The organism is Flaviaestuariibacter amylovorans (genome assembly GCF_039541815.1).
GTDB lineage: Bacteria > Bacteroidota > Bacteroidia > Chitinophagales > Chitinophagaceae > Flavisolibacter > Flavisolibacter amylovorans.
Genome location: NZ_BAABGY010000011.1, coordinates 147,644 through 173,368, shown reverse-complemented (window position 1 = coordinate 173,368; position 25,725 = coordinate 147,644). Strand labels below are relative to the sequence as shown.

Here is a 25,725-nt window from a genome sequence, read left to right as displayed (position 1 = left end):
AAGGCCCGCCGATGGCGGGCCTTTGCAGGCACTAATTACTTTTTTCTTTGCGTTGATTAACTGAACAGGTACTCCACGTCCTCCCTGCTCAGGCTCTTCACGAACGAAGCATCATCGGCGATGAGCTCTTTCGCGAGGATGCGCTTGCGCTCCTGCAGCTCCATGATCTTGTCTTCGATGGTGTCCTTGCAGATCATGCGGTAGGCGAAGATGTTCTTCGTTTGCCCGATGCGGTGCGTGCGGTCGATGGCCTGCTGCTCCACGGCGGGGTTCCACCAGGGATCCACGATGTAGACGTAGTCGGCCGCGGTCAGGTTCAAGCCCACACCGCCCGCCTTGAGCGAGATGAGGAACACGCGTACGGAGTCGTCTTTCTGGAAGCTCTGGATGGCCTTCTCGCGGTCGGGGGCCGTAGTACTACCGTCGAAATAAACATAGGGAATGCCGAGGCTTTCGAGCTTTTCGCGGATGAGGGCCAGCATGCCGAGGAACTGCGAGAACACGAGCGCCTTGTGGTTGCCGATGTTCTCGGTGATCTCGCGCGCGAGCTCGTCGAGCTTGATGGAGTGGTTCTCGAACTTCTCGTCCTCATTCAGAATAGCCGGCGAGTCGCAGATCTGGCGCAGCTTCATGAGGCCCTGCAGGATCGTGAACTGCGACTTCTGGATGCCCTGCTCCTCGATGGTGCCGAGGATGCGCGCGCGGAACTCGTTGCGGTAGGCGTCGTAGATCTTGCGCTGCTCGTCTTCCATCTCGCAGAACAGTACCTGCTCCGTCTTCTCCGGCAGGTCCTTGGCCACCTGCTCCTTGGTGCGGCGCAGGATGAAGGGATAAAGCAGCTTCTTGAGGTGCTCCTTCTGCTCGGCCTCGCCGAACTTGTCGATCGGGATGGCGAACTCCTGGCGGAAGAACTCCATCGTGCCCAGCATGCCGGGGTTGAGGAAGTTCATCTGCGCGAAGATGTCGAAGGTATTGTTCTGCAGCGGCGTACCGCTCATGCAGAGGCGGTTCTTCGCGGGCAGCAGCGCCGCGGCCTTCGCCACCTTGCTCTGTGGGTTCTTGATCGCCTGCGATTCGTCGAGCACGGCGTAGTCGAGCCCGAGCTCCAGGAAGGTCTTGATGTCGGAGCGCAGCGTGCCGTAGGTGGTGATGATGACGTTGAACTGCTTCAGCGTGGCGGGGTCCTTCACGCGCTGCGGGCCGTGGTGGATGTGATACGTAAGCGAGGGCGTGAACTTTTTGATCTCGTTCTCCCAGTTGTAGATCAGCGTGGTGGGACACACCACGAGGGCGTGCATGTCGGGGTGCTGGTCGTGGTAGTGCTGCAGGAAGGAAAGCGCCTGCACCGTTTTACCAAGACCCATATCGTCGGCGAGGATGCCGCCCCAGCCGATCTCGTGGAGGTAGTTGAGCCACTGGAAGCCCGCGGCCTGGTAGGGGCGCAGGATGGGCTGCAGGTGCGCCGGCGGCTCCACTTCCCTGATCTGGTGCAGCTCGCGGATGCGCTCGTACTTTTCTTCGAGCTGGATGGTCAGCTCCTCCTCGTTGCGGTTGTCGTACAGCTCGTCGATCACCGAGAGGTGGTAGCGCGAGAGCTTCAGGCTGTTGGCCTTGCCTTCGCCCACGCGGAACAGCAGGGCGTATTTCTTCAGCCACTCCTCCGGTAGGATGCCGAGCGTGCCGTCGTTGAGTTGCACAAACTGCTGCTTGTTGGCGAGCGCGCGCTTCACCTCGGCCACCGACACGCGCTGGTCGCCGAAGAGGATGTCGACCTTGGCATCGAACCAGTCGGTGTTGGAGGAGATGTAGATATGCGTCGTCGGCTTCGCCGTGTTGAAGCGGAAGTTCTTGAGCTGCTCGAATCCGAACACGGGGATCTTCGCCTCCTGCATCGCATCCACGAAGAGGAAGAACCAGTTGTTCTTGAGCACCTCCGCGCCTTTGAGGGCGAGGGCGGCGCCGTCGTCGTAATCGATGAAGTTCGAATGCAGCGCCCGTACCTTCTCGATGGCGCGGCGCTCCGCCTCCTGGTTGCGGTGCACCACCACCACCTTGTCGCCCAGCGGGATCACGAGCTCTTCGCGGTCGTTGGCGCGCGTGTCGAAGCCTTTATAGCTGAACACGGGCGAGAACACGAGGTAGTCGCCTTTCTCCTGGAGATACAGCTTTACGTCGGGCTCGCCGTCCTTCACCTGCTGCACGAGGCGCGGGTCGAAGTCGACCTTGTAATCCTTCGCCAGCGGCAGCACGATCTTCTCGAGCGTCACGGGCCAGGTTTCGGCATCCACCTGCATGGTGCCCGAAGGGAGGAAGGGCGTGACCACGTTGGCGGCCTCGGTGTGCTGCCAGAAATAGAGCTCACCGTTGTACAGGAAGAAGAGATGCGTGGGCGCTTCGTTGTCGGTAAGGCCCCAGGCCACCGACTCGGGCTTCAGGTAGCAGTCGATCTCGTAGCCCTTGGCGTTGGGCGCCACGGAGAAATAGGGCAGCAGCGGTGCCGCGTTGAACGACGCCTTCTCCAGGTGGGCGGTCTTGAAGGTCTTGCCCTTGGGCAGTATATATACGGGCGAGGTGGCGAAGTCCTGGGCCAGCTTGCGCAGGCGCGGCAGGAGGTATTCGGCCACGAGTGCCTTCGTTTCTTCGGGCAGCTCCTCGCCTTCGGTCTGTACGATGTTCTCCCAGAAGCCGGAGAAGGGCGAGTTGCGGTTGAGGTATTTGTTGAGCTCGGCCTCCTGCAGCTTGCGGGCCACGGTGATGAGCGCCTTGTCGGTTTCGCTGAAGGGCTCGAGCTCGATGTAGCGGGCGAGCTCCAGCTTCTGCACGGTGCCGATAAAGCCGGCTTCGGCCGTGGCTTCGCCTTCCACGAGGTCGATGTAGAAATACGGGAAGGCAGGCTTGTTGCAGTTGAACACGATGCCGACGGTGCGCTCTTTCTGGTCGGGCTTCGGCGCCTCGGCCGCCCCTTCGGGCTCGGCCACCACGGGCTCCATGCGGCGCGGCGCGGCGGCCACGGGTGCGGCCACGCGCTTGATCGAGGAGTCGAGCACGCGGAGGTAGGGCTTGCCTTCCTTGTAGGTGAATTCGAACTTGCCCTCGAGGTCGTCGGAGAGGGAATAGCCATAGAGCTCGAGGAGCTTGTTCTTTTCCTTGTCCCAGTTGCGGATGGTATCGAAGTAGTGGGCGCCGTATTTTTCGTGCAGGTGCAGGAACACGATGATCTTGGGCAGGCAGAGCGGGTGGTCGGTGTCGACGTAGTCGGAGCTCGTGTCGAAGGTGCGCTCTTCGTTGCGGCGCAGCAGCACACGGTAGGGCTCGCCCTCGATGGTCACGGTGGCTTTCACCAGCTCGTCGACCGCGCTTTCGATGACGGGCTTCTGCGTCTTGAGGTATTCCTCGGCCTCGAGGTAGAGCTCGGGCGACGAGAGCAGGCGCAGGGTCTTGATCTCGATGGACTTCATCTTGGCCACCGTGTGGTTCTGGTCGTAGGCGCGCTCGCCGTTGAGGAGGAGGCCTTTGTCGAGCATCTCCTGCAGGCGCAGCAAGGCGGCGGCCTCGTGGCGGCAGATCTCGCCGAGGTTGTAGGGGCAGGTGCAGCGGATGGAGAGGGCCTTGGGGTCCTTGTATTGGTTGACGTACACCTTGTAGTTGGTGGCGTAGTTGTCGTCCCGGACGCGGAAGGTGGCCGATCCGAAGAGTTCGTCGTGCTCCACCAGGTCTACGTAGCCCACCGCATGGATCTTCTTCCCGCGCCGGATCACTTCCTCACTGCCCTGCGTATATATGTATTTGAGTAAATGCGGTAATGCCAAGCGATTTCGAGATTTTGGTTAGGAGGTAGCTGCCGGGCCTTCCGGAACAAAGGGTTGTGGGTCAGGGATGCGACATTCCGCCAGGTTGATCTTCATAGGTGAATCCAGTCTTTCGGAACCGCCTCGCTGCCGGTTTCCGCTTTGCGGATCCCGGAAAGGCCAATTGGCAAAAGTAAAGGAAAAAGTACCGGATTACCTGAGCTTCAAGGATATTTTGCCGTTAAATCCGGAGCCGCCCGTTGCCGCAGTGGCGCAACGATGACGGCCGCAAGCGGCCTGTTCACGCAGCGGCGCGGCGGCGCAACGAATGCCGCATAAGGGTGTTTGTCTCCTGCACAGCCTTTTCTGCGCTTGCCTCCTTCCCGGCGGGCACCATAAGTAAGGTACAAATGCATCCCGGCGTCTGCACCAACGGCTTCGCTGCTGGCGGAACAGGTAATCCGGCGGCGATGCATCCCTCCGGGATGCATGCGTCGTTGGCGAAAGGGATTATTCCGCTGGCGACACCCAAACCCGCTAACGCATTCACCATTGACCATTCACCATTCCCCGCCCCATTTATGCTATTTTGGCACAGCACCGCAGGAATGGCGGCGCAACGGCATCTAATGCTTCAAACCGACCTGTTGACCGACCCCCTGCTGATCAGGCGCCTGCGCGCCCGGGAGGAAGCTGCCTTCCGGGAGCTCGTGGCGCTGTACCAGGACCGCATCTACAATACGGTGCTGGGCCTGGTGCAGCGCGCGGAAGATGCGGAAGACCTGACGCAGGAGGTGTTCATTAAGGTGTGGCAGGGCATCGGAAGCTTCAACGAGGCTGCGCAGCTCTTTACCTGGATCTACCGCATCGCCGTCACCGCGGCACTCGATCACCTGCGGCAGCAGGGACGGCAGAAGCGGGGCGGCTTCCTGGTTTCGCTGTTCAGCCGGCACGCCGAAGACCCCGATGCGCCGGATTTCCACCACCCCGGGGTGGCCGCCGAGCAGCGGGAGCACAGCGCCCTCCTGTTCCGCGCCATCCGGGCCCTGCCCGAGCAGCAGCGGGCGGCCTTCGTGCTGCAGAAGCTCGAAGGACTGGGGCAGGCCGAGATCGCGGCGGTGCTGGGCACCACGGTGTCGGCAGTGGAATCGCTGCTGCACCGGGCGAAGCAGAATTTGAGGAAACAAATAGAGAGAAGGTTTTGAAAGGGTTGGGAGGTTTTGGAGGTTTTAAGGGTTGGTCCCAACCAGCCCATGGCTTTAGCCATGGGTATTCGATCCGTACCAGCCCACGGCTTTAGCCGTGGGAAGCAGGGAACCCATGAGACATCAGGAGTAAGAAAAGCACCGGTGAACGCATTGACCATTCACCATTGACCATTCACCATTGACCATTGACCAAAATGAACGACCATGTCTGAAGAACGCGATCAAAAAATAGACGCCATCCTGGCGAGCCTCGATGGCGCGGCGCGCGCGGAGGCGCCGCCTTACCTGTACAGCAAGATCCGGAACCGCCTGCAGGCGCCGGCCGCCCTCCCGGTGCGCCTCGCCGGCCGGCTCGCGCTCGCGCTCGCCATCGTAGCGGTGCTCAACGTGCTCACGCTGCGCTCGGCGGGCGCTGCCGAAGACCCGGTGGCCGCCGCGCACGCGCAGGCCATCGCCGCCGATTATTCCATCACCCTTCCCGACACCTATTGATCCATGACTACCAAGCGTCATACCTGGGTAACGATCGGCATCACCGCGCTGGTGCTGCTCAATATCGGCCTCGTGGCTACCTTCTGGCTGCAGCGGAGCGCCGCCCGGCCGCCCGCCCTCGCCGGAGCGGCCGACACCGTGCGCCCCGGTCCCGCCCTGCTCATCCGCGACCTCAACTTCGACTCCGTGCAGGCACAGCGCTTCACGGCCCTGCGCAACGAGCACTTCAGCGCCATGCAGGGCTACCGCGCGCAGATGCGTGACCTGAAGGACCGCTTCTATGCCGGCCTCCGCGAGGAGGCGCCGCTCCCCGACTCCCTGGCCACGGCCATCGGCACCCTACAGGCGCAGATGGACCGCATCACCTACCAGCACTTCCGGCAGGTACGGGCCTTGTGCACCCACGAGCAGAAAGAACGCTTCGACCGCATCATCGGCAACGTGATCCGCCAGCTCGGCCGCCCCGGCCCGCGCCGCGGCCCAGGACCCGGCGGTGAAGACCGCCCGTTCGGACCACCGCCCGGCGACGGCCCTCCGGATGGCCCTATGGATGGACCTCCGCCTCCTGATGAGCGATGATCACGATATGCGAAGTCAAAAGTCAAAAACGGATACGACGACAGGGGCGGCGTTGGTAGCTACGGGTGCCGGCGTCAGCCTTTTTAACTGTTGAATTTTGATTTCCTTGAGCAGCTTCCCGAAAAAATAAAAAGCGCGCCCGCAGGAACACCACCGCCTCAGCGTCCAAGAAAACAGCTACCCTCGCCGGCCTTGCACTGCAGCGCCGTAAGGATACCAGTACTCGTTTTACAGGTTGAAACGGGCCCTGCTTTCGTGCAGGGCCTTTTTGTGCGTGCGGTCCCAGCCCCCTGTCCCCCGTAGGGGGAACTTAAAGTGCTACGTTCTTCTCCGAAGGGAGGCTTTCCTAAAGCACTTGGGGTCGATGTTTGAGTGCATAAGTACCCGATCAATGAATACATGAGAAGAGGGAGGTCTCCTTTCCTATCCCTTATTTGCTCAAGTACTCATGTACTCTGTTACTCAAGTACTCCCCTTCTTCCCGCATCCCTTCTACGCTCTTAACGTAGAAAGCCCCGACAGTGTCGGGGCTTTCGTATAAAAGTGCTTCGAGAAAAGTCTAAAACCAGAAGGAAAGACCGGCCTATGTTCCCCCTCCGGGGGACAGGGGCAGGGGGTCAGGGGGCTATTGTGAGCTTTCCGTCCTGGTACTGCGGCAGCACATTGGCGAGGTCGGGCGTGAGGCAGTGGCGGATGTCCTTCTCGAGGCCGAAGCCGGTGAGGCGGTGGTAGTGCGAGGCGTCGTTCTTTTTCATGAAGGCGTACATGTCGTCCTTGGCGAGGCCATACAGGCACTCGGCCATATGCGAGGCATCGCAGTTGACGGTGAAGTGCTCCTTGATGCGGGATACGACGGCGCCGGCGAAGAGCGTGTCTTCGATATTGGGCTTGTCTTTCCAGGCGGCGCAGCCGAGGATCACGTTCTTCTTCTGCGCGGCGAGGTGGTCGCACACGGCGGAGAGGTTGAGGAAGGCGCCGGTGATGATCTCCGTGGCACCCTTTGCGAGGGCCATGTGGAGCAGCTTGGTGCCGTTGGTAGTGGTGAGCACCAGCGTCTTGCCGCCGATGAACTCGCGGGGATATTCGAAGGAGGAGTTGCCGTACTGCAGTCCCGGCGCCACCATGCCGTCGCGCTCGCCGGCGGTGATGCACTGGAGGTCCTTACCCAGCTGGATGCAGCGCTCCACCGAATCTACGGGGATGATTTCCTTGGCGCCGTTGTACAGGGCTGTGGCCATGGTGCTCGTGGCGCGCAGCACATCGATCACCACCACGATGCAGTCGCGCACGTCGTAGAGGTGCAGCAGCGCGGGCGAGAGACAGGTATATAAACTGGGCTTATTGTTGGTCATTGTCATTTTTGAATGGGGTAATGGGGTAATATGCTAATGGGGTAATGAGGCCATGGATTCAATTATCCCATTACCCCATCACCCCATTATCCCATTAAGCAAACGGAATCTTCACCACTTTGGCCTTGAGCTGCTTGTCGCGCACCTTGACGTAGATCTCGGAGTCGATCTCCGACAGGTCCTTACGCACATAGCCCATGCCGATGGCCTTGCCGAGCGAGGGGCTCTGCGTGCCGGAGGTGACGTAGCCGATCTCCTCGCCCGCTTCGTTCACGATGGGATAGTGGTGACGCGGAATGCCCTTGTCGACCATCTCGAAGCCCACGAGCTTGCGCGTGATGCCCTGCTCTTTTTGCTTCTGGAGGATTTCTTTGGCGGTAAAGTCCTTCGTGAACTTGGTGATCCAGCCGAGGCCGGCCTCGAGCGGCGACGTAGTGTCGTCGATGTCGTTGCCATAAAGCGCGAAGCCCATCTCGAGGCGCAGCGTATCGCGGGCGGCGAGGCCGATCGGCTTCAGTCCCTGCGGGGCTCCGGCTTCGAAGATGGCGTTCCAGATGGTCTCGGCATTGCCGTCCTTGTCTTCGAAATAGATCTCCACTCCGCCCGCACCGGTGTAACCCGTTGCGCTCACCAGCACGTTGTCGACGCCGGCGAAGCGGCCTTTCACGAAGGTGTAGTATTTGAGGTTGAGGATGTCCATGTCGGTGAGGGTCTGCAGGATCTTGGTGGCGTTGGGGCCCTGTACGGCGAGCAGGCAGGTCTCCTCGGAGATGTTGTGCATTTCGACCACCCCCCCTTGCCCCCCCGGGAGGGGGGTGTTATGCTTCTGGATCCAGTTCCAGTCTTTCTCGATGTTGGAGGCATTCACCACGAGCATGTACACCTTGTTCTCCTCGATGCAGTACACCAGCAGGTCGTCTACAATGCCGCCCTGCTCGTTGGGCAGGCAGCTGTATTGCGCCTTGCCCACGGTGAGCTTGGAGGCGTCGTTGGAGGTCACGCGCTGGATGAGGTCGAGCGCTCCTTCACCCTTGAGGATGAATTCGCCCATGTGGCTGACGTCGAATACGCCCGCGTTGCGCCGCACGGTGGCGTGCTCTTCGTTGATGCCCGAATAGGAGATCGGCATGTTGTACCCGGCGAATTCGGCCATCTTGGCCCCGGCTTCAATGTGTTTCTGGGTGAACGGCGTTTGCTTCATGCAAGTCAATTAAGGGAGCAAAAGTAAGGAAAGCCGCTGCGCGGCTGTTTATTGGTCTATTAGTTTATTGGTAAAGGTCACCTAAAGACGGGCTTTCCTTATTACACCGATCTCTTTTGCATTCATTCTCGGCACAGGAGGTTGGCTTGGTTGATGGTTACTGCCGGTACACTTCTTTTTGACACGCATCGCGCAACCTCCAAAACCCTTAAAACCTCCAAAACCCCTACAACCTGTACTCTTCCCAAACAGAGACCTCCCCGTCGGCGCCCGCGGCCACGATAGCGCGCCCGTCGGAGCTGAACTGCACGTCGTTGACGTCGTTGGCGTGGTGGCGGAAGGTTTGGAGCAGCTTGCCAGTTGGCACGTCCCAGAGCCGCATGGAGATGCCTTTATTGTAGTGGCTGTCGCCGATGAAGTTTTGCAGCAGCTCACCAAACTGCGTCTTGTCGCGCCCGCTCGTGATGAGCTGCCGCCCGTCGGCACGGAAGTGCACGCCCTGCTGGTGCTCTGGTGTGGAGAGGCTCCGCAGCACGGTCCAGGTGCGGGTGTTCCAGAGCTTCACCGTGCAATCGTCGGAGGTACTGGCCATCAGCGTCCCGTCCCGGCTCCAGTCGAGCGCCACCACCGTTTCGTCGTGATCGGTAAGGGTGCGCAGGAGGGCGCCGCTGCGGGCGTTCCATACGTTGATGGTCCGGTCGAAAGAGCCCGATACGAGTGTGCCCCCATCGGGTGAGAAAGCCAGGTCCCACACATTGCGCTGGTGCCCCTTCAGGCGCTGCAGCAGCTGGCCGCTGGCGCGGTTCCACAGAAACACATGCCCTTCCTCGCTGCCGGCCGCCACCACCGACGCGTCGGGACTGAAGTGCACCGTCCAGGTAGTGCGGGCCGGGCCTTCGAGCGTATGCAGCAAGGCACCGTCAGGGAGGCTCCAGATCCTGACGCGGGCGTCGTACCCGGCCGTCGCAGCATAGCGGCCGTCGCGACTCAGCGCCAGGTAGGTGATGCCCGACGGCCCCTTCCAGCTGCGGAGTGCGGGCCCGCCGGAGCGGCGCCAGAGCGACAGCGTCGAATCGGCACCCGCACTGAGCACGAGCGAGTCGCCGGGGAGGAAGCGGGCCGTCCAGATCACCGACCGGTGGCCTTTCAGCGACTGCGCCAGGCGAAATGGGCCAGGACCGGCTTCGGGCGGATGGTACCAAAGGTGGTAGCAGGTACAATAGATCAGGGTCAGGAGCGCGCCGAGCAGCAGGAGTCGGCGGGGGCGCGTAAAGGGCCGGAAGGTCATGGGGTTTGTTTTTTAACGGGTAGCATTACGGTGCGCTCAGCGGTCTGCCAGGTCGCGGGCAGCCGTGGGCAGCAGGGCGGTGGTGGGGCTGAAGGAAGGCGCTACGCAGAAGGCATGGCTGGAGCCGCAGAGTACGAACACCCGCTCGCCTTTTGCCGTCAGCTCCTTCACCGCGGCCACGAGCTGCTGGTTGCGCAGGTCGTTGCCGGCGGCCATCATTTCGGCGAGGTAGCCGGGCAGCGCGTGCTCGTCGGAAACGTTGCGCCAGTCGGTGCCGGAAAAGTAGCGCTGCCAGAGGCGGTCGATATCAGCAATGGTCTTCAGCGAGTCCTGCATGCCCACATACCGGGCCCGCTCGAAGAAGGGCGCGAGAAAGGCCGCCGGGTCGGAAGGCTTGCCGAAGCGCAGCTGCCCGAAGTATGGGTTCAGCACCTGTGCCAGCGCCACCTGTGCCGGCGGGAACCGCTTCGAGAGGCCCTGCGCAAGCGTTTCCTTGTCGAGGTCCCAGTTGTATACCGGGATGCCGTCGGCCGATGCGAGGGCTTTTACATGACCGCCTTCGCCGAGGTTCCTGACGGGATCCATGATGCCGGGCAGGAGGAAGCCGAGGCGGCCTTCCACGAGGGCCACGGTGGGGCGGAGCGCCTTCCAGCGGGCGTCGATGAGGAGGAGCTGGCTGTCTTTCGGATCGCGGGTGTGGGCGGCGCCGAATACGGTCACTGCCGGCGTGCCGATCACATAGGGCCGCGGGTGCTCGCCGCTGTAGTCTTTGAAGGCCACGATGGGATAGGCGCCGTGCGTGCCGCTGGTGCGGTAGTATTTGGGCGAGCGCCAGGCCACGAAGAAGACGAGCGCAAGCAAGAGGAGGGCTGTACCGGCAGTATAGCCGGCAATGCGGAGGAACTTTTTCATGATGTTTGGTTTTGGTCCGTAGTCGGAGACTACGGACAACGTTGGTTTAGGTTCGTAGTCACAGACTACGAACAACGGTTGTTGGATTTGCAGTCGGAGACTACGAACAACGGTTGTTGGATTTGCAGTCGGAGACTACGAACAACATTGGTTTGTTGATTACGGACAGTCGTGTTACGTGGCGCGTCGTCTGCCGACGTTGTGCTCCCGCAGCAAAGCGATCAGCGCTTTTCCGAGAAGTCGTAGCTGACGATGTGCCAGCCGTCGTCGTCGGAGCGGAGGCGGATGCGGTGGCGCAGGCCACGCAGGCCGCTGCCGATACGGCCTTCTTCCACTACGGTGACGCGGCGCTTGCGGCCCGAGCGCCCCCGCTCGTTGATGCTGTAGGAGCGCGAGCCGGAATGGGCTACCGGCGGAAACAGGTGCCGGGCGATCCGGGCGGGCGACGTTGTCCAGGCGGCGCCTTCGGAGCGGGCCCGGTCGAGCGCCTCGTTGAGCCGCGCGATGTCCTGCGGATCCGCCGGCCGCTCCTGCCAGGTGCTGCACGAGGCCAGGAAGAAGAGCGCGCTCAGAAGTAGGAATACCTGCTTTTTCATGAGGAGGTAGTTTATTGGTTTAATGGTCTATTGGTTTATTGGTAAGGGGTCGTTTCTGTGGTAGCTGCGTTCCCGTGAGGAAGCTCTTCGAATCATGTAATGCTAAAGGGATACTTCCATGGGCGACCATATCCTTCACAATCTGAAATCCGAGATCACAGATCCGAGATCACAGATCTCAGATAATAAAAAAGGGCCCTCAAAGAATTGAGGGCCCCGAGGTTTCCCCGCCGTAGCGGGGCAACTTCAACCAAGGTATCCTGGTCCGGGCCCGTGTATCAATCGGTGGTCGGTCATACGTGGTCAGGAGGGTCCGGAGTCGGGTGGGTCAGATAACTAAGAAAAACGCATCGAAGGAAGGAACGGCGGCGCCGAGGGTGCCGGCCTGCGCGGCGGGCGCTCCGTCAACCGAATCGGTGGCGGGGCGGGTGCCGCGGTCCTCGTCTTCACGCTGCAGGCGCTCGAGCTGCTCCTGGTCACGCTGCAGCTGCTCCCGCTTTTGGTCGATCGCGCGGCGCAGGCTGTCGCTGCGGCCGGACTTGTACTCGTAGTCGTCGCCTTTGGTGGAGGTCACCGGTTTGGCCGGGTCCACGAGCTCGCCGCTCTCGGTCATCACGTAGTCGGTGTTCACCTGCCAGGCATGTGCTTCATTGGCCCAGTCCCAGTCGCGCTCGGCAAACCAGCGGCGGCGGCCTTCCACTTCGAGCTCTGTTTCGAGCCGCTCGTTCACCGAAGCGTCGATGCGGATCTTTTTACCGACGGGCACCTGGATCTGCACAACAACATATTGGTTGCGGTACTTCTGCTCGCGTCCGATGGCGAAGCCACTGCCCAGGTTCAGGAAGGAGTCGACCACCGAAGCAGGATAGGTGAAGGCTTCAGCGCGACGCAGCGCCTCACGGCCCCCATCGCCGCGGCTGTAGCGCCAAACGGTCACATGGTATTGGGCGTCGGAGCTCCGGTCGATGCGCAGACGCACATCGGAGAGGCGCATGGTGTCTTCGTTCACATCCCAGCCGTCGCGATCGGCATCGATGAAGCTGTAGTAGTTGCTGTATTCGATCTGAGGCTGGTTCACCCGTACGATGAGGCGGTCCTGCACGCTGGTTGCCGGCACGTCGAGGGGTACTTTGCTCAGGTGGCGGAAGCTCGAGAACATGGAGCCGGCGAAGAGCACCGCCATCACGATTCCGATGAGCCAGAGGGCGCCGAACGACCAGCCCAGGTAGCGGTTGTGGGTGCGTACCCGCATCAGGCGGCGCACGGCCCAGGTGATGAGGGCTACGAAGGGCACTCCGAAGAGCAGCAGCAGGCCACTCCAGCCGAGGAACTTCTGACCGCGGTCTTCGAGCAGGAAGTTATTGGCGAGCTCGCCGGCACCTCCGAAGATGAGTACCACGAGGCCCATGAAGAACATAAAGGCCATAAAGCCGAGGAACAGCAGGAGCGCGGCTTTCAGGATGACGCCGATGATGTGGAAGCAGCCGCGGGCGGCGCTGCCGGTAGCCTGGGTCATGTCGCCGGCTACGGTGCGGCCGGCGCCGGCAAATTCGCGGGCGCTGCCGGCAAACTGGCGGGCCTGCTCCTTGACGTCTTCGCCAAAGGCCTGCGTCTTCGCCTTCAGCTGCTCGATCTCGATCTTCACGTTCTCCTTGATGCGGTGCACGTCTACGTCCTCACCGCGCATCTCCATCTTCTGAAAGGAGCTGCGGGCCTCGGGCAGGATGATCCAGAGCACCACGTAGCTGATGAAGAACGTGAAGGTGAAGGAGCCTACGAAGGCGCCGGGGAAGAAATTGCGGTCGTGGTCGTCGAACAGGGCGTTGAGCACGGCCAGGATGATGTTGAGCAGCAGGGGCGCCAGCCAGATGAGGCGGATCGTCCAGGCGTCCTTATTGAAGTAGGCCGCGATACCGCCGGCCACGCCGCCGATGATGCGGTCGTCGGGGTTGCGGAAGAAGCGCTTCGCCACCGTGTTGTTGGCGAGGGGACGCTTCGGCAGGAAGATCCACAGCAGCAGGTACAGCAGGATGCCGGTACCGGCGCCGAACACGAGCAGCACCAGGATGATGCGCACGATGGCGGGGTCGATGCTGAAGTAGTTGGCGATGCCGGAGCAGACGCCGCCCAGGATCTTGTCGTTGCTGTCGCGGTAGAGGCGGCCGCGGGGCTTGTAGCCGGTGGTGCGGGAGAAGACGCTTTCTTCTTCGGCGGCGGCGGAGGCCGTACCGGAGGCCGTGCTGGCGCCGGCGGTTTCGCCTTCCACTTCCTCGAAATCTTCCACACGGCCCATCGTATCGATGATGAGGGCCATGTCGGCCTCGGAAACGGCGGGCGCGCCTTTCTTCACCTGGGCGTCCATCAGCTCCGCGATGCGGCTCTCGATGTCGTTGATGATCTCGTCGCGACCCTCCTCGTGGGCGAAGTAGCGACGCAGGCTCTCGATGTAGCGTTGCAGGCTCTCGTAGGCGGCGTCCTCGATCGGGATCACCCTGCCGGAGAGGTTTATGTTGATAATCTTTTTCATGATCGGGGTGGTTGAAGTTGTTAGGAGAGGTTTTCTTTCTTGCCGGTCAGCGTGTTCACTGCGTTGGAGAGCTCTTGCCAGGTCTGCTCCAGTTCCCGGTAGAAGGCTTCGCCTTTTTCGGTGAGCATAAAGTATTTGCGCGGGGGGCCGGAGGAGCTTTCCACCCAGCGGTAAGTGAGCATCTCCGCGTTCTTGAGGCGGGTCAGCAGCGGGTAGAGGGTGCCTTCCAGGATATGCAGCTGGGCGCCTTTCATCTCTTCCACGATATCCGAGGGGTAGGCCTCTCCCCGGCGGATGATCGACAGGATGCAAAACTCCAGGATCCCCTTGCGCATCTGGCTCTGCGTATTCTCAATATTCATGGGGTCTGTTTTGTGTTTCGGCGCGTGGGCCGGAACGGTGATTGGATCGTTTGACAAGACAAAGCTAAGGTAATCTTTGGTACTATGCAACGCATAATACCATGTTTTTTTTAGTAATTGTGGTCGCCGGTTATTAGGCAAACTATCAATTCGTTGATTACCAGTCTTTTGTCCCTTATCCCATGTTTCGCCCTTTTGGATGAATTGCGCTTTTTTCGCGATAAGCGGCGGAATCGGTTACTTTGCTGATGCTCATCCGTACCCTTTCGGCGGCTTTTGGTGCTGCCCTGCTGCTGACCGCCTGCTCCTCCAAGCGGAGCCGCGTGCACGTCGTGACCAACTACACCAAACTGACGGAAGCGCGCTCCGATTCCGTGGACCGCTTTACGTTCTCCGATCCCGGCCTTTACCCAATGGAGCACGTGCTGGAGGTCGAAGCCGATGCCTTCGTATTGACCCGCGCCGGCAAGACGCTCCGCTTTCCCGGTACCGGGCCCGGGCACTACGTGGTCAACTTCGGCACCGACACCCTTGCCTCCATGCCCCTCGCCTATGGCAGCGCCTGGGAGCAATTCATGCAGGCCAGCGGCACCGACCGGTTCGGCAACGCAAAGCTGGATACCCGGCTCGACTCGCTGCGTGCCGCGGCGGAGCGCAGAAAGGAGGAGCAGCGCCTTGCCTCCGGCCAGACCGACTTCCAGTTTCTTATGCCCGACTCCCTCAAGCTCGTGAGCCGCAACCAGGAGGCGCAGCTGTTCATCTCCCACGAGGCCCCGAAGCAGATCGAAGTGGAGCGCGGCGAGAACGTCGAATACTACCAGATCGCCTCCTTCGAGCGCCTGATGAAAGAAGCGCTTCAGCAACTGAAAGAAGAGCGGCCCGATACCCGCGAGCTCCTGCAGCGCGCCATCCGGTCGGATCAACAGTAAAAGCCGCCCTGATGGGGCGGCTTTTACGTTTATTGGTCTATTAGTTTATTGGTTTATTAGTAAGAAGTCGTTTACAGTGCTAAAGTCATTGCGAGCTCCGCTGGTTCGGGGTAAACTCGCAAAGCAATCTCCTGTGTTACGCGGAGTGCTTGTTGCATAAAACGTCCTAAAGCCTCGGGGCAATCTCCCGCGTTACGTGACCTGACCCTCTGCCACGATGACCGCGGCCGATCGAAGCCCCATGGCTGCTCCTTCGGTTACCGGAATCCCATGGCTAAAGCCATGGGCTGGTACATATCGAAAACCCACGGCTGAAGCCGTGGGCTGGTTAGTTGCCTTCCGGCAACATCCTATGTTCTTGGGTTCATCTTTCCCCGATATCCGTAGTCTCCGACTACGGATGCCCGACTACGGATGCCCGACTACGGATGCCCGACTACGGATGCCCGACTACGGATGCCTACAACGTCGTCACGCTCCGGAACAGCAGGCCGCCGGCATTGTCCACATCGAGCTTCAGGCTTTTGGAGCCGGCGCCTTCGAGTTGTACCTGTACCGTCTGCGTACCTTTCTTCAGCGGCACGCGCGTGTAGCAGATGCTGTGCGGCAGGCTTTGCCAGTTGCGGGTGTCGGCCTTTTCCTTTACGAAGTTGAAGATCTTGAGGCCGGTGGCGAAGAGCTCCTGGCGCTCGCGCTTTTTCTTCTCCTCTTTTGTTTCTTCCTTGCCTTCCTTCTTCTTGGCGGGTTCCGCGGCGGCTTCGGCAAGCTTGCCCACGGCGATCCGGCTCAGCGTCTTCGACAGGTCCTTGAGGCGCCGCTCGCGGAGCGTTTCCTGCGCGAGGTCTGAGATGCTTTGTGCGGGCTCGAAGTCGAAGCGGAGGCTGTCGACCTGCACCTGCCCGGCCCTGTAGCGGAGCGGCTGCACGGCATAGCGCGGCAGCGCGGCGCATACGGAGGTGAGGCCGGAGAGGCGGCCTTCGTCCACGGCGCCCACCGAAAGGTCGAAGGGCACGCGCAGCGAGCCGCGGCTGTCGGTGAAGAAGAACTGGCCGGCATCCTTGCTGAGGAAGAACATAATATTCTCCTCTTCTTTCACCGGCGCGCGCCCGTTCTCCCAGAACAGCACGAGCTCGCCTTCGGTCTGCAGGTCGGCAGGCGTCAGGGTGTATCCGAGCTTTTTCTCGTATTCGTCGCGCTCTCCGTAGAAACCCAGGAGCTGCGCGCTGCGAAGCAGGTCGCGCTTGAGCTGCTGCGGGATGGGCACGCCGTAGTAGGCGCCGCCGTGCGCGAGGTACAGGTCGGCGGCATTGCGGTAGGCGATGAAAGCGTTGTTGAGGTCCTTGTTCTTTTCGTAGATGAGGCCCTGCAGCATAAAGGAGAAGGCGTCCTGCGTGTATTTGTTCTTTCCTTTCACGTCTTCCTGCGCGTAGGTGCGGAGGGAGATGCGGCGGGCTTCCACGAGGGCTTCGGCCGGCTGGTCGAGCATGAGGTAGTTGAGCGCCTTGTAGTAGTGCACCATGTACTTCTCGAAGTCTTCGCCGCGGTAGGTCTCCATCATCGGGTTGAGCAGCGTGGAGAGGGCCACATCGCCTACGGAGGTGCGGCCGTCTTCCATCAGGTTGTCGGCCTCATTGAAGTAGCGGTTGCTCGATTCGAAGCGGCGCAGCAGGTGTTCCATCCGGCCTTTCTCGAGCAGGAAGAGCAGGTGGTTGCGGCGCTTCGCCAGGAGCTTGTTGCCGTCGAGCGCGGTCGAGGCCCGGGCGTAGTCGCCCTGCTGGTAGTGGTCGTAATAACCACCCACCTGCTGGTTATAGGTGGCGCAGGACGCCAGGCTCAGCACGAGGAGCAGCGCCGGCACGAGCCGGAGGAAGGGAAAGCGTTTGGGTAACATGGGACGCAGTTAGGGATCTCAGATCGGTGATCTCGGATGTGAGATCTGTGCGCGGGCAATCGTTCTTACGCCACGCTACCTGGCTCAGATAAGCAAGCAGCCAATAGCAGGAACAGTCACACCGGAAACAGATCCCAGATCACAGATCCGAGATCTTAGATTAATTCTTCACGAGCTTGGCGATCTTCTTGTCGCCGATCCAGACCACCTCGTTAGTTTCGAGGTTGGTGAGCTCGAGGTTCACCTGGTAGTACACCTCTTTCTTCTTCTTGTGGGCGTCTACGATGGAGTTGATGGAGCCCTGGAGGATGTAGTCGGCGCCGTTCTCAAGCCCGAACTTCTTCATCGTGGAGGCGGAGGAATTCGTTTGCTGGTCGGCGCGCTCGGCACGGAGCTCTTCACGCTTCTTGCCGCCCTGTACGAGGCGCACGCGCTCGGTCTTGACGAACGACTGCTCCACATCTTTCACAAAGGTCTCGGCATCGATGTGCTCGTGGCTCTTGTTGGCCACGAAGCCGACGATGACGGTGGGCTTGCTGCCTTTGGCCTGCACGTGGTTGGCGAGCCAGTTGGAGTTGAGCACGGTCTGGATCATCTCTTCCGACACGAGGCGCGAATCGGTGTTGTTCCAGCGGCCGGAGATATCGACCTGCTCGTTGGGGGAGATGCGCGATACCTGGCGCGAGCAGGCGAAGAAGGCGGGGAGGGCGAGGAACGAAGCGTAGAGTAAAGCTTTTTTCATAGTTGCAGGTATGAGGTTATGAATGAAGGAAAAGAAGGTGTTTTTCAGAGGCGAGTCTACCACCAGAAGCTCCGGCGGTTGCGGAAGCCGAAGCGGCCGCCGTAATTGTAAGAGTCGAAATAGGGGTCGTAGTAATAGCCGCGGTCGACACGCTGGGCACGGGCAAGGCGGATGGCGTAGCGGTTGTTGCGGCGCTCGGTGCGGCGCTCCTCGCGGGCCTCGTACCAGTCGTAGGCCTTGTAGGTGTCGTGCACCGTGGTGCTGTGCCACTTGGTAATGGAGTCGGCCATGCGCATGTATTTCTCACGGCTGACGGCGAAGGCCGGGTTCTGGTCCGGCACCGCTTGCGCGGCGGCGCTGACCGTGCCCAGCACGAAGACGAATAAGGGTAAAGCTTTTTTCATAGCAAGAGTTTTTCAGTTACCTGACACTAAAAGTAGCGGCCCTGTTGGTTAAGCCTCCGTTAAAACGAATCAAACGACGTGCAGGTTACACTAACTGTGGCCCGGTTCCGGCCCCCTGCCCCCCGAAGGGGGAACTTAGGCTGGGGCTATTCCTACGGTAGCGATTCATTCTCAACGGATAACGACCCAATCGGCGCCTTGACTTGAGCGGCTGAGCACCTATTTTATAAGCAAGATTTTAACAAACGCAAAACAATAAGTCAGAGACATCATCCGGTCACGATAAGAAAGTAGAAAGCCCCGACTTCGTCGGGGCTTTCCTATGAAACAGCTTTGGAAAATATAGGGATAAGAAAGATATGATTCGCCTAAGTTCCCCCTTCGGGGGACAGGGGGCCGGGACAGGGGGCTATTTCTTCAGCCCGATCTCGCGCAGGCGCTCGTCGAGGTATTCGCCGGCGGTGATGTCTTCGTAGGCTTTCGGGTGCTGCTCGTCGATACAGCTCTCGAGGCAGGCGAGGCTCATGCCACTTTTGGGGTGCAGGAAGAAGGGGATGGAGAAACGGCTCGTACCCCAGAGCTCGCGCGGCGGGTTCACCACGCGGTGGGTGGTGGAGCGGAGGCGGTTGTTGGAGAAGCGCTGGAGCATGTCGCCCACGTTCACCACGATCTGCTCGGGCAGCGAGGTCACGCCCACCCACTCGTTCTGCTTGGTGAGGATCTGCAGGCCGTCGGCGGAGGCGCCCACGAGCAGGGTGATGAGGTTGATGTCTTCGTGCTGCTCGGCGCGGATGGCGCTCTTGGGCTCGTTCTGGATCGGCGGGTAGTGGATGGCGCGCAGGATGGAGTTGCCGTTGTGCACGTATTGATCGAAGTAGTTTTCGTCGAGGCCGAGGTAGAGGGCGATGGCCTGCAGGAGGGCGGTGCCGCTCTTCTCGAAGTTGCGGTAGGCCGCCTCGAGCGTGGGGGTGAACTCGGGCACCTCGCGTACGGTGACGTTGGCCGGGTATTCCTCGCCTACTTCCTCGCCGTCGGAGATCGTCTGGCCGAACTGGAAGAACTCCTTGAGGTCGGGTGCATCGAAGCCCTTGGCGTGCTCGCGCCCGAAGGAGGTGTAGCCGCGCTGGCCGGCAAGCTCGGGGATCTCGTACTGGTGCTTCGTGTCGGTGGGCAGGGCGAAGAACTGCTGTACGTATTTATACAGGTTGGCGATGAGCTCGTCGGGCACGCCGTGGTTCTTCACCGCTACGAAGCCCACTTCTTCATAGGCTTTGCCGAGGTCCTGTACGAACTGCTGCTTGCGGGTTTCGTCGCCGCTGAGGAATTCAGCGAGATCAACTACGGGGATCGTCATATAGTCAATGGTTTGAGTCGCTCAAAAGTACCATTCCGCCGGGATATCCACAAGGTGTGGAAAAGTTTTTCGCCATCGATAGCATCCCGGAGGGATACGCGCTTCCCAGCCCGGCATGGCATGCCGGGCCAACGCGAGAAAACGATAACCATACGTCAGCATCCCGGAGGGATGCGCGTTACCAAAGAAAGTGGCGCCATCGGGATGATCCACGAAAAGAAATTATGTTGCCGATGAGAAGGCCAGGGATGGTGTAAAATCATTTGTCTTCCTGAACCCACCACAATGCCTTTAACGTGCACCCCTACGGGGTGCGGTTCCCTTCAACGGCCGTATTTCTACCAACCGAGCACCCCTACGGGGTGCAGGAAACCACGTGCGGGTCTTCATGCGCATGAATACCAGATGATTTTCGGATAACGCGCATCCCTTGCGCCGGCGGCGAAGCCTTTGGCGCAGACGCCCGGGATACATTCGTGGATAACGGATCTGGCGCAGGGACCCTCCGGGATGCACTCGTCGTCAGGTGCATCGTGACAACGCTCTGAAATGATGGACCCGCCGATCAGCTTCCCTCCTTTGGGAGAACCTGTCCCACCGACGGCGAAAGGAATAGGGGCCTTACGCCACATTGCCCTCCCGGTAACCCTGCCCCATTCACGCTTCACACCCCGAACCTTCAGGGGCCAATTGCCGATTCCCGATTGCCGAGCTCACAGCTTCGCCAGGTATTCCTCCTCCTCCGCATCGGCATCCACGATCGTATAGTGCTTCAGTCCATATATCAGCGCCAGGTCGAGGGCATTCACCACCTGGTCGTAGGAGCTGCTCTTCGCCGGCTTCACCAGCAGCATCAGCTCCTTTTCGCGGCCCTGCGCCCGCAGCTGCTGCTGCAGGGTGCGGATGGCTACGCCGAGTCCGGTGCCGGTAGCGAGGCTGGTGCGTTGCACCCGTCCTTCCTGCTGCGCCACATCCCAGGCTCCGTGGTAGGCATACACGCCTTTGTCGGAGAGCACTACCGAAAGCATCGCCGACTCCTTGCGGGGTGTGGCGGGGCCATCGGCCGGCATCACGAGCTTAAGGGCCTGCTGCTCGCCGAGCCGCGTGGTGAAAATGAAGAAGGTGATGAGGAGAAAGCCGAGGTCCACCATCGGGGTCATGTCGATGCGGAGTCCGCGGCGTACGGAGCGGAGGCGGCCGTTGCCGGCTCCGTCGAGGGTAATTGCTGCCATAGGTCCTGGTTTATCAATGAGACAACGGGCACGCGTTCTTTCCATAAGCCGCGCTCGCTTTTCGGCGGCGAATCCGGACCTTCGTACAAATGAACCTTATGGAACCCATCGTTGTAGCCACGGACCTCTCCCCTGCCGGCGACAGTGCCGTTCAGTATGCCGCCGGCCTCGCGCAGTCGCTGCAGCGGCCCCTGCACCTGCTGCATGCCTTCATGGTACCGACGGGCATCTCGGAGCTGCCCCTGCAGCCCGAGGTCGCTACGCTGCACACCTACCCGGTTTCCTACGATGCATTACGCGCCGAAGCCGAAGAAGGGCTTCGCCTGTCGGTGACGCGGGTGCAGCAGGCCTATCCCGGCCTTACCGTAGTTCCACAGGCCGTGCCCGCCGTGGGCGTCAGCAACAGCCTCCTCGACGCGGTGGAGCCACTGAAGCCCCTCTGCCTCGTGCTGGGCACCCACCCCCGCCACGGCTTCACCGAAACCTTCGACAGCCGCGGCCTCGACCTGCTGCGCATGGCCAGCTTCCCGCTGCTCACGGTGCCGCAAGGCTACAGCGGCGCGGCGCCCACGCAGGCGGCCCTCGCCGTCGACGGCCGCTCCATCGCACCCGCACAGCTGGCTACGGTGCGTCGGCTGGCCACCACGCTGGGCCTGCAGCTCGACATCGTGCACGTTCAGACCGGCGACGGCGAGCATCCCTCCTGCCAGGAGCTCCTGCAGCAGCTTTCGGGATTGCCGGTGCACCTCCACACCGTGCGCAACGACGACGTTACCGAAGGCCTCCACTCCTTCCTGCAGCAGTCCGGGGCGCAACTGCTGCTCCAGCTTCCGCACCACCACAACTTCTGGGAGCGCCTCTTCGGCAAGCAGCACACCGCCGACATCGTATCGGAGATCAACGTGCCTGTATTGGTAATCCCTGAAGGCACGTAAAGGAAACAAGGGTTTTTTACCGCTAAGAAAAGAAGGGGCTAAGGGTTGCGCTAAGTTGTGTACACGTATATCCGATTGCACGATACCGGAACGTAGATGAACGCTATGCAATTTAAACAGGCTGAACGCATTACCCGTCAAATCAAATAAGAGAAAGGTCCCGCCTCGGCGGGACCTTTCTCTTAGCGAATACCTTAGCTACTTCTTTTCTTCGCGGTAAGAATCGCTTCTTTATCTTACCCTGCCTTAAAACTCCGCGTTCTTCGGCGTTCTCGGGAAGGCGATGACGTCGCGGATATTGCCCATGCCGGTCACGAACTGCACCATGCGCTCGAAGCCGAGGCCGAAGCCGGCGTGGGGCACGGTGCCGTAGCGGCGGGTGTCGAGGTACCACCACAGCTCTTCAACGGGTACGCCGATGGCGCGCATGCGGCCCTCGAGTACGTCGAGACGCTCCTCGCGCTGCGAGCCGCCCACGATCTCGCCGATGCCGGGCGCCAGGATGTCCATGGCGGCCACGGTCTTGCCGTCGTCGTTGAGGCGCATATAGAAGCTCTTGATCTCTTTCGGGTAGTTGGTCACGATCACCGGCTTCTTGAAGTGCTTCTCCACCAGGTAGCGCTCGTGCTCGCTCTGCATGTCGATGCCCCACTTCACGTCGTACTGGAATTTCTTTTTCTTGTAGTGCGGGCTCTGCAGCAGGATGTCGATGGCCTCGGTGTAGGTAATGCGCTCAAATTGGTGCTCCACCACGAACTGCAGCTTCTGCAGAAGGTCGAGCTCGGAGCGCTCGGCCTGCGGCTTTTGCTTCTCCTCGTCGAGCAGGCGCTGGTTCAGGAAGGCGAGGTCGTCGGCATTGTGCTGCATCACGTAGCGGATGAGGTACTGGATGAACTCCTCGGCGAGGTTGGCGTTGTCTTCGATGTCGTAGAAGGCCATCTCCGGCTCGATCATCCAGAACTCGGCGAGGTGCCGCGCGGTATTGGAGTTCTCGGCGCGGAACGTGGGCCCGAAAGTGTAGATCTCCCCGAATGCCGTGGCCCCGAGCTCGCCTTCGAGCTGACCGCTCACGGTGAGGTTGGTGGAGCGGCCGAAGAAGTCCTGGCTGTAATCGATCTTCCCGTCTTCGGTTGTCGGCGCGCCTTCCATCGGCAGCGTCGTGACGCGGAACATCTCGCCCGCGCCTTCTGCGTCGGAAGCGGTGATGATGGGCGTGTGCAGGTAAACGAAGCCTTTGTCGTTGAAGAATTTGTGCACCGCGAAGGCCAGGGAGTGGCGGATGCGGAACACGGCGCCGAAGGTGTTGGTGCGGAAGCGCAGGTGCGCGATCTCGCGGAGGTACTCGAGCGACGGCTTGTTCTTGGGTTGCAGCGGGTATTGCTCGGGATCGCAGTCGCCCAGTACTTCTACGGTGGCCGCCTTGAGGTCCATCTTCTGGCCCTTGCCCAGCGAGGGTACGAGCGTACCGGTCACCTTCAGCGAAGCCGAGGTGGTGATGCGCTTCAGCAGCGCTTCGTCGAACTCACCAAGCGTCAGCACTACCTGCAGGGTGCCATTGGTAGATCCGTCGTTCAGCGCCACGAACTGGTTGTTGCGGAACGAGCGTACCCATCCCATAACCGTGATCTCCTGTTGCTCCGGCTCCATGGCCAGCACTTCCTTGATGCGGATCCTTTTGTTGAACATGGCGCAAATATATAATGTGCGAATGGGTTAATGTGCTAATGTGCCAATAGGCTCGGGCAGGCTTCCGAAGGTTTAGAAGGGCTGTGCTGCCGACCCATGAAGTAGCCCCGGGGTGTCGGGTGTTCCAGCCCCGGCCAGGCGGGCCGGTGCGCGGCAGGAAAGGACCGCCGGCACCGGGTATGGTACCCAGCCGCACCAGTGCGGCTATGAGCGGTATTTGGATATCAACCAGTTACCAGCACCGGTTTTGACAGGAAAAAACGGCGCCTTCCTCGCTCCAGGCGGCAACCGGCACCAAAAAGACCCCGCCGGAGCGGGGTCTTGCCTGACGAGAACTCACCCTGTACTTCCTACCTCCCCAGGTATGCGCACCGGTGTCCCTCGGCAGGCTCGGGATGACAAGAAGCATGTGTCTGCGTGAACAAAGCAGCTTTCGCAGGCTCGGGATGACAGCCCCTGTTTTTGCCAGGCGAAGCGAAGCGAAGCTGAAGCCAGCACCTTATCCCATTACCCCATCACCCCATTTTCCCATTATTTCGTAGGAACAGTGATCGTCTGTAAAACCGTATTCCCCTGCAGCACCTCGATCACGATGCCCTCATCGTCCCAGTGCGGTACGCCCCCGATGCCATTGCCGGCGCGCTTGCACACGGCGGCGTTCTGGTTCGAGCGCGTCGTGGCCAACCTGTTTTCCGGGCGATTAAAGGCAGCCGTGGATGTGCTGCCCGCCGCAACGCTGATGTTACTCACCGTGGCCAGCACCGTGGTACCGCGCCTGAACCGCGCCGTAAGGCCTGTACGCGCAGTGTTTGAGGTGATGCTGACCGTCAGCGGCGACAGCACGCTTATCTTGGGCACCGTTTCGCTGCCGCTCGGACATACGTTGGCCAGCCCGCCGAAGTCGTCGCTGACGGTATTGCTGTTGGAAGAGGTGAATACAAAAGCATTGCTGAGCGCAAGTGTGATCGTGGCCGGAGCTTGCATCACGGGTGCTCCCCCGCCGCCGTTGCCGCCGCCGTCGGTGGAGATAATTTGCCGCGTGCTCGACGATCCACTGCCGAAGGTGGGGCAGATACAGGGCTCCTTGTCGCTGTTGATCTCGTAGAGGTCGGTGTATTGACCGAAGCGGTACAGGTCAGGGGCCTCGCGCATGAACAGGTAGGGCCCCCAGCCCTCGGGCTTGGCATCCTCGCGCAGCGGGCCGCGGCCGGGCGCGAACATCTCGTCGCGGTCGGGGGTGAAATCCATCCAGTTGCCCGCACCGGCATCGGCGATGGCGATGAGGTCGCCCCGGTTGCGGGTGAAGCGCCCATGGTAGCTGCGCACCTTGAACGTGATCGCGTCGTTCTCGGCAAGCAGGCGCGCGCGGCTGATGGGCCCTCTTCCTTCGAGTACCGTCCCTTCACAGTCGCGACAGCCGCCCCGCACGTGGTACAGCACTTCGTTGATCTTGCCGTTATTGAACTGGAACTCTTCGCCCGCGCTGCCGCCGCGGATCTTGATCTTCACCTCGTACTCCACGCCGCCGGTCAGGTTATGCCGCACATGCGCACCGCCCTGGATCGCCTCGCGCGTGGGCACGCGGTCGCCGGTGAAGAGGATGGCTTCCGCGGTATAGCGGTTCACGATCTTACATTCCACGATGTCCTTATCGTCGACCGGCCCCACCTTGATCTTGAAGTTGCGGCGGCCGATGGTGCGGATCACGCTTTCCGGGATGCGGAAGTGCACATAGCCCTCGCTGCGGAACACGTCGTGGCGCTGGATGAAGAAGTTGCGCTTGCCCTTCCCGATAAAGGCGCTGGTGCGCACCACGGCCAGCAGCCCGTTGTTCTCGTCGAGGATCTGGATGTCGCCGCACAGGTCGAGGTAAGGACCCACAAGCAGCACTTCGTGGGCCTTGTTGTAGATAAACGGCATCCGGAAGCCAACGATGCGCTGGTTCTTCACGGGTACCATGTTACTCGTTTCCGAGGATAGGTCGAACCCTCCTTCGGGTGTGAGGGGCGTCGAAGGCGTACTGGACGTAAACTGGCGGTACATCAGGATCGGCGTGCCGTCGATGACCTTGAGCTGCATCTGCATGATCTCGGCGCGGGACGTCCCGGCGAGCAACAGCAGTAGGATGGAAAACAGGTATTTCATTATGAAAGGCTTTGGAGGTTTAAGAGGTTTTCGGCGCTGACCGGTAACCGTGTTTCTACGGGGTGCCCCCCCGCTGGTAGCGAACCGCGCTTCACGGCTCAC

Annotated in this window: 20 protein-coding genes; 5 read left to right on the top strand and 15 right to left on the bottom strand. The window is 60.9% G+C overall.

What is annotated here, in order from left to right:
- Window positions 1-56: 56 nt before the first annotated feature.
- On the bottom strand, window positions 57-3,809 hold the full coding sequence (locus ABD937_RS17615) for a DEAD/DEAH box helicase (RefSeq protein ID WP_345257138.1): 3,753 nt from the start codon (window positions 3,807-3,809) through the stop codon (window positions 57-59).
- Between the two features lie 608 nt (window positions 3,810-4,417).
- Here ABD937_RS17615 and ABD937_RS17610 point away from each other — a divergent pair.
- The 3 genes from ABD937_RS17610 (at window position 4,418) to ABD937_RS17600 (ending at window position 6,067) form a co-directional block, all read left to right on the top strand.
- The gene (locus tag ABD937_RS17610; protein WP_345257137.1) at window positions 4,418-4,993 is read left to right on the top strand and encodes an RNA polymerase sigma factor; all 576 of its coding nucleotides are present in this window, start codon (window positions 4,418-4,420) and stop codon (window positions 4,991-4,993) included.
- A 207-nt stretch (window positions 4,994-5,200) separates the two neighbouring features.
- Window positions 5,201-5,488, top strand: a complete 288-nt coding sequence (locus ABD937_RS17605) for a hypothetical protein (RefSeq protein ID WP_345257136.1) — start codon at window positions 5,201-5,203, stop codon at window positions 5,486-5,488.
- 3 nt (window positions 5,489-5,491) lie between these two features.
- On the top strand, window positions 5,492-6,067 hold the full coding sequence (locus ABD937_RS17600; RefSeq protein WP_345257135.1) for a Spy/CpxP family protein refolding chaperone: 576 nt from the start codon (window positions 5,492-5,494) through the stop codon (window positions 6,065-6,067).
- Between the two features lie 617 nt (window positions 6,068-6,684).
- Here ABD937_RS17600 and ABD937_RS17595 read toward each other — a convergent pair.
- The 7 genes from ABD937_RS17595 to ABD937_RS17565 all read right to left on the bottom strand — a co-directional run bounded on the left by ABD937_RS17595 (window position 6,685) and on the right by ABD937_RS17565 (window position 14,305).
- Window positions 6,685-7,419 (bottom strand): 2-phosphosulfolactate phosphatase, encoded by a 735-nt coding sequence (locus tag ABD937_RS17595; RefSeq protein ID WP_345257134.1) that lies wholly within the window; start codon window positions 7,417-7,419, stop codon window positions 6,685-6,687.
- A 94-nt stretch (window positions 7,420-7,513) separates the two neighbouring features.
- Window positions 7,514-8,620 carry a glycine cleavage system aminomethyltransferase GcvT gene (gene gcvT / locus ABD937_RS17590; RefSeq protein WP_345257133.1) on the bottom strand — a complete coding sequence of 369 codons (1,107 nt, stop codon included), beginning with the start codon at window positions 8,618-8,620 and terminating at the stop codon, window positions 7,514-7,516.
- Between the two features lie 226 nt (window positions 8,621-8,846).
- On the bottom strand, window positions 8,847-9,908 hold the full coding sequence (locus ABD937_RS17585) for a WD40 repeat domain-containing protein (protein WP_345257131.1): 1,062 nt from the start codon (window positions 9,906-9,908) through the stop codon (window positions 8,847-8,849).
- 36 nt (window positions 9,909-9,944) lie between these two features.
- Window positions 9,945-10,820 (bottom strand): hypothetical protein, encoded by an 876-nt coding sequence (locus ABD937_RS17580; RefSeq protein ID WP_345257130.1) that lies wholly within the window; start codon window positions 10,818-10,820, stop codon window positions 9,945-9,947.
- Between the two features lie 221 nt (window positions 10,821-11,041).
- On the bottom strand, window positions 11,042-11,416 hold the full coding sequence (locus ABD937_RS17575) for a hypothetical protein (RefSeq protein WP_345257129.1): 375 nt from the start codon (window positions 11,414-11,416) through the stop codon (window positions 11,042-11,044).
- Between the two features lie 328 nt (window positions 11,417-11,744).
- Window positions 11,745-13,943, bottom strand: coding sequence for a PspC domain-containing protein (locus ABD937_RS17570; protein WP_345257128.1), 2,199 nt, complete (start codon window positions 13,941-13,943; stop codon window positions 11,745-11,747).
- Window positions 13,944-13,963: 20 nt separating this feature from the next.
- Window positions 13,964-14,305, bottom strand: a complete 342-nt coding sequence (locus tag ABD937_RS17565) for a PadR family transcriptional regulator (protein WP_345257127.1) — start codon at window positions 14,303-14,305, stop codon at window positions 13,964-13,966.
- 248 nt (window positions 14,306-14,553) lie between these two features.
- Between ABD937_RS17565 and ABD937_RS17560 the strand changes: the two genes are divergently transcribed.
- On the top strand, window positions 14,554-15,234 hold the full coding sequence (locus ABD937_RS17560; protein ID WP_345257126.1) for a hypothetical protein: 681 nt from the start codon (window positions 14,554-14,556) through the stop codon (window positions 15,232-15,234).
- A 460-nt stretch (window positions 15,235-15,694) separates the two neighbouring features.
- On the opposite strand, the gene ABD937_RS17555 is transcribed toward ABD937_RS17560, so the two are convergent.
- The 5 genes from ABD937_RS17555 to ABD937_RS17535 form a co-directional block, all read right to left on the bottom strand.
- Window positions 15,695-17,125 carry a COG3014 family protein gene (locus ABD937_RS17555; protein WP_345257125.1) on the bottom strand — a complete coding sequence of 477 codons (1,431 nt, stop codon included), beginning with the start codon at window positions 17,123-17,125 and terminating at the stop codon, window positions 15,695-15,697.
- A gap of 160 nt (window positions 17,126-17,285) precedes the next feature.
- Window positions 17,286-17,867: a penicillin-binding protein activator LpoB gene (locus tag ABD937_RS17550; RefSeq protein ID WP_345257124.1), complete on the bottom strand. Its 582-nt coding sequence runs from the start codon at window positions 17,865-17,867 to the stop codon at window positions 17,286-17,288.
- 56 nt (window positions 17,868-17,923) lie between these two features.
- Window positions 17,924-18,271, bottom strand: a complete 348-nt coding sequence (locus tag ABD937_RS17545) for a hypothetical protein (RefSeq protein ID WP_345257123.1) — start codon at window positions 18,269-18,271, stop codon at window positions 17,924-17,926.
- A gap of 409 nt (window positions 18,272-18,680) precedes the next feature.
- A complete protein-coding gene (locus ABD937_RS17540) occupies window positions 18,681-19,625 on the bottom strand; it encodes an isopenicillin N synthase family dioxygenase (RefSeq protein WP_345257122.1) in 945 nt (314 codons plus the stop codon).
- Between the two features lie 713 nt (window positions 19,626-20,338).
- Window positions 20,339-20,857 (bottom strand): ExbD/TolR family protein, encoded by a 519-nt coding sequence (locus ABD937_RS17535; RefSeq protein WP_345257121.1) that lies wholly within the window; start codon window positions 20,855-20,857, stop codon window positions 20,339-20,341.
- A gap of 98 nt (window positions 20,858-20,955) precedes the next feature.
- On the opposite strand from ABD937_RS17535, the gene ABD937_RS17530 reads away from it, so the two are divergent.
- Window positions 20,956-21,792, top strand: a complete 837-nt coding sequence (locus ABD937_RS17530; protein ID WP_345257120.1) for a universal stress protein — start codon at window positions 20,956-20,958, stop codon at window positions 21,790-21,792.
- Between the two features lie 246 nt (window positions 21,793-22,038).
- Here the strand turns inward: ABD937_RS17530 and asnS are convergent, their stop codons facing one another.
- Window positions 22,039-23,478 carry an asparagine--tRNA ligase gene (asnS, locus tag ABD937_RS17525; RefSeq protein WP_345257118.1) on the bottom strand — a complete coding sequence of 480 codons (1,440 nt, stop codon included), beginning with the start codon at window positions 23,476-23,478 and terminating at the stop codon, window positions 22,039-22,041.
- A gap of 531 nt (window positions 23,479-24,009) precedes the next feature.
- Window positions 24,010-25,623, bottom strand: a complete 1,614-nt coding sequence (locus ABD937_RS17520) for a hypothetical protein (protein WP_345257117.1) — start codon at window positions 25,621-25,623, stop codon at window positions 24,010-24,012.
- Between the last annotated feature and the right edge of the window lie 102 nt (window positions 25,624-25,725).

What these genes read in the sequence shown, in the direction of transcription:
- ABD937_RS17560 (WP_345257126.1), top strand. Translation starts at nt 14,554, where the DNA reads ATGCTCATCCGTACCCTTTCGGCGGCTTTTGGTGCTGCCCTGCTGCTG.
- ABD937_RS17550 (WP_345257124.1), bottom strand. Translation starts at nt 17,867, where the DNA reads ATGAAAAAAGCTTTACTCTACGCTTCGTTCCTCGCCCTCCCCGCCTTC.
- gcvT (WP_345257133.1), bottom strand. Translation starts at nt 8,620, where the DNA reads ATGAAGCAAACGCCGTTCACCCAGAAACACATTGAAGCCGGGGCCAAG.
- ABD937_RS17600 (WP_345257135.1), top strand. Translation starts at nt 5,492, where the DNA reads ATGACTACCAAGCGTCATACCTGGGTAACGATCGGCATCACCGCGCTG.
- ABD937_RS17575 (WP_345257129.1), bottom strand. Translation starts at nt 11,416, where the DNA reads ATGAAAAAGCAGGTATTCCTACTTCTGAGCGCGCTCTTCTTCCTGGCC.
- ABD937_RS17610 (WP_345257137.1), top strand. Translation starts at nt 4,418, where the DNA reads ATGCTTCAAACCGACCTGTTGACCGACCCCCTGCTGATCAGGCGCCTG.
- ABD937_RS17530 (WP_345257120.1), top strand. Translation starts at nt 20,956, where the DNA reads ATGGAACCCATCGTTGTAGCCACGGACCTCTCCCCTGCCGGCGACAGT.
- ABD937_RS17540 (WP_345257122.1), bottom strand. Translation starts at nt 19,625, where the DNA reads ATGACGATCCCCGTAGTTGATCTCGCTGAATTCCTCAGCGGCGACGAA.
- asnS (WP_345257118.1), bottom strand. Translation starts at nt 23,478, where the DNA reads ATGTTCAACAAAAGGATCCGCATCAAGGAAGTGCTGGCCATGGAGCCG.
- ABD937_RS17605 (WP_345257136.1), top strand. Translation starts at nt 5,201, where the DNA reads ATGTCTGAAGAACGCGATCAAAAAATAGACGCCATCCTGGCGAGCCTC.
- ABD937_RS17585 (WP_345257131.1), bottom strand. Translation starts at nt 9,908, where the DNA reads ATGACCTTCCGGCCCTTTACGCGCCCCCGCCGACTCCTGCTGCTCGGC.
- ABD937_RS17595 (WP_345257134.1), bottom strand. Translation starts at nt 7,419, where the DNA reads ATGACCAACAATAAGCCCAGTTTATATACCTGTCTCTCGCCCGCGCTG.
- ABD937_RS17570 (WP_345257128.1), bottom strand. Translation starts at nt 13,943, where the DNA reads ATGAAAAAGATTATCAACATAAACCTCTCCGGCAGGGTGATCCCGATC.
- ABD937_RS17520 (WP_345257117.1), bottom strand. Translation starts at nt 25,623, where the DNA reads ATGAAATACCTGTTTTCCATCCTACTGCTGTTGCTCGCCGGGACGTCC.
- ABD937_RS17580 (WP_345257130.1), bottom strand. Translation starts at nt 10,820, where the DNA reads ATGAAAAAGTTCCTCCGCATTGCCGGCTATACTGCCGGTACAGCCCTC.
- ABD937_RS17545 (WP_345257123.1), bottom strand. Translation starts at nt 18,271, where the DNA reads ATGAAAAAAGCTTTACCCTTATTCGTCTTCGTGCTGGGCACGGTCAGC.
- ABD937_RS17535 (WP_345257121.1), bottom strand. Translation starts at nt 20,857, where the DNA reads ATGGCAGCAATTACCCTCGACGGAGCCGGCAACGGCCGCCTCCGCTCC.
- ABD937_RS17555 (WP_345257125.1), bottom strand. Translation starts at nt 17,125, where the DNA reads ATGTTACCCAAACGCTTTCCCTTCCTCCGGCTCGTGCCGGCGCTGCTC.
- ABD937_RS17565 (WP_345257127.1), bottom strand. Translation starts at nt 14,305, where the DNA reads ATGAATATTGAGAATACGCAGAGCCAGATGCGCAAGGGGATCCTGGAG.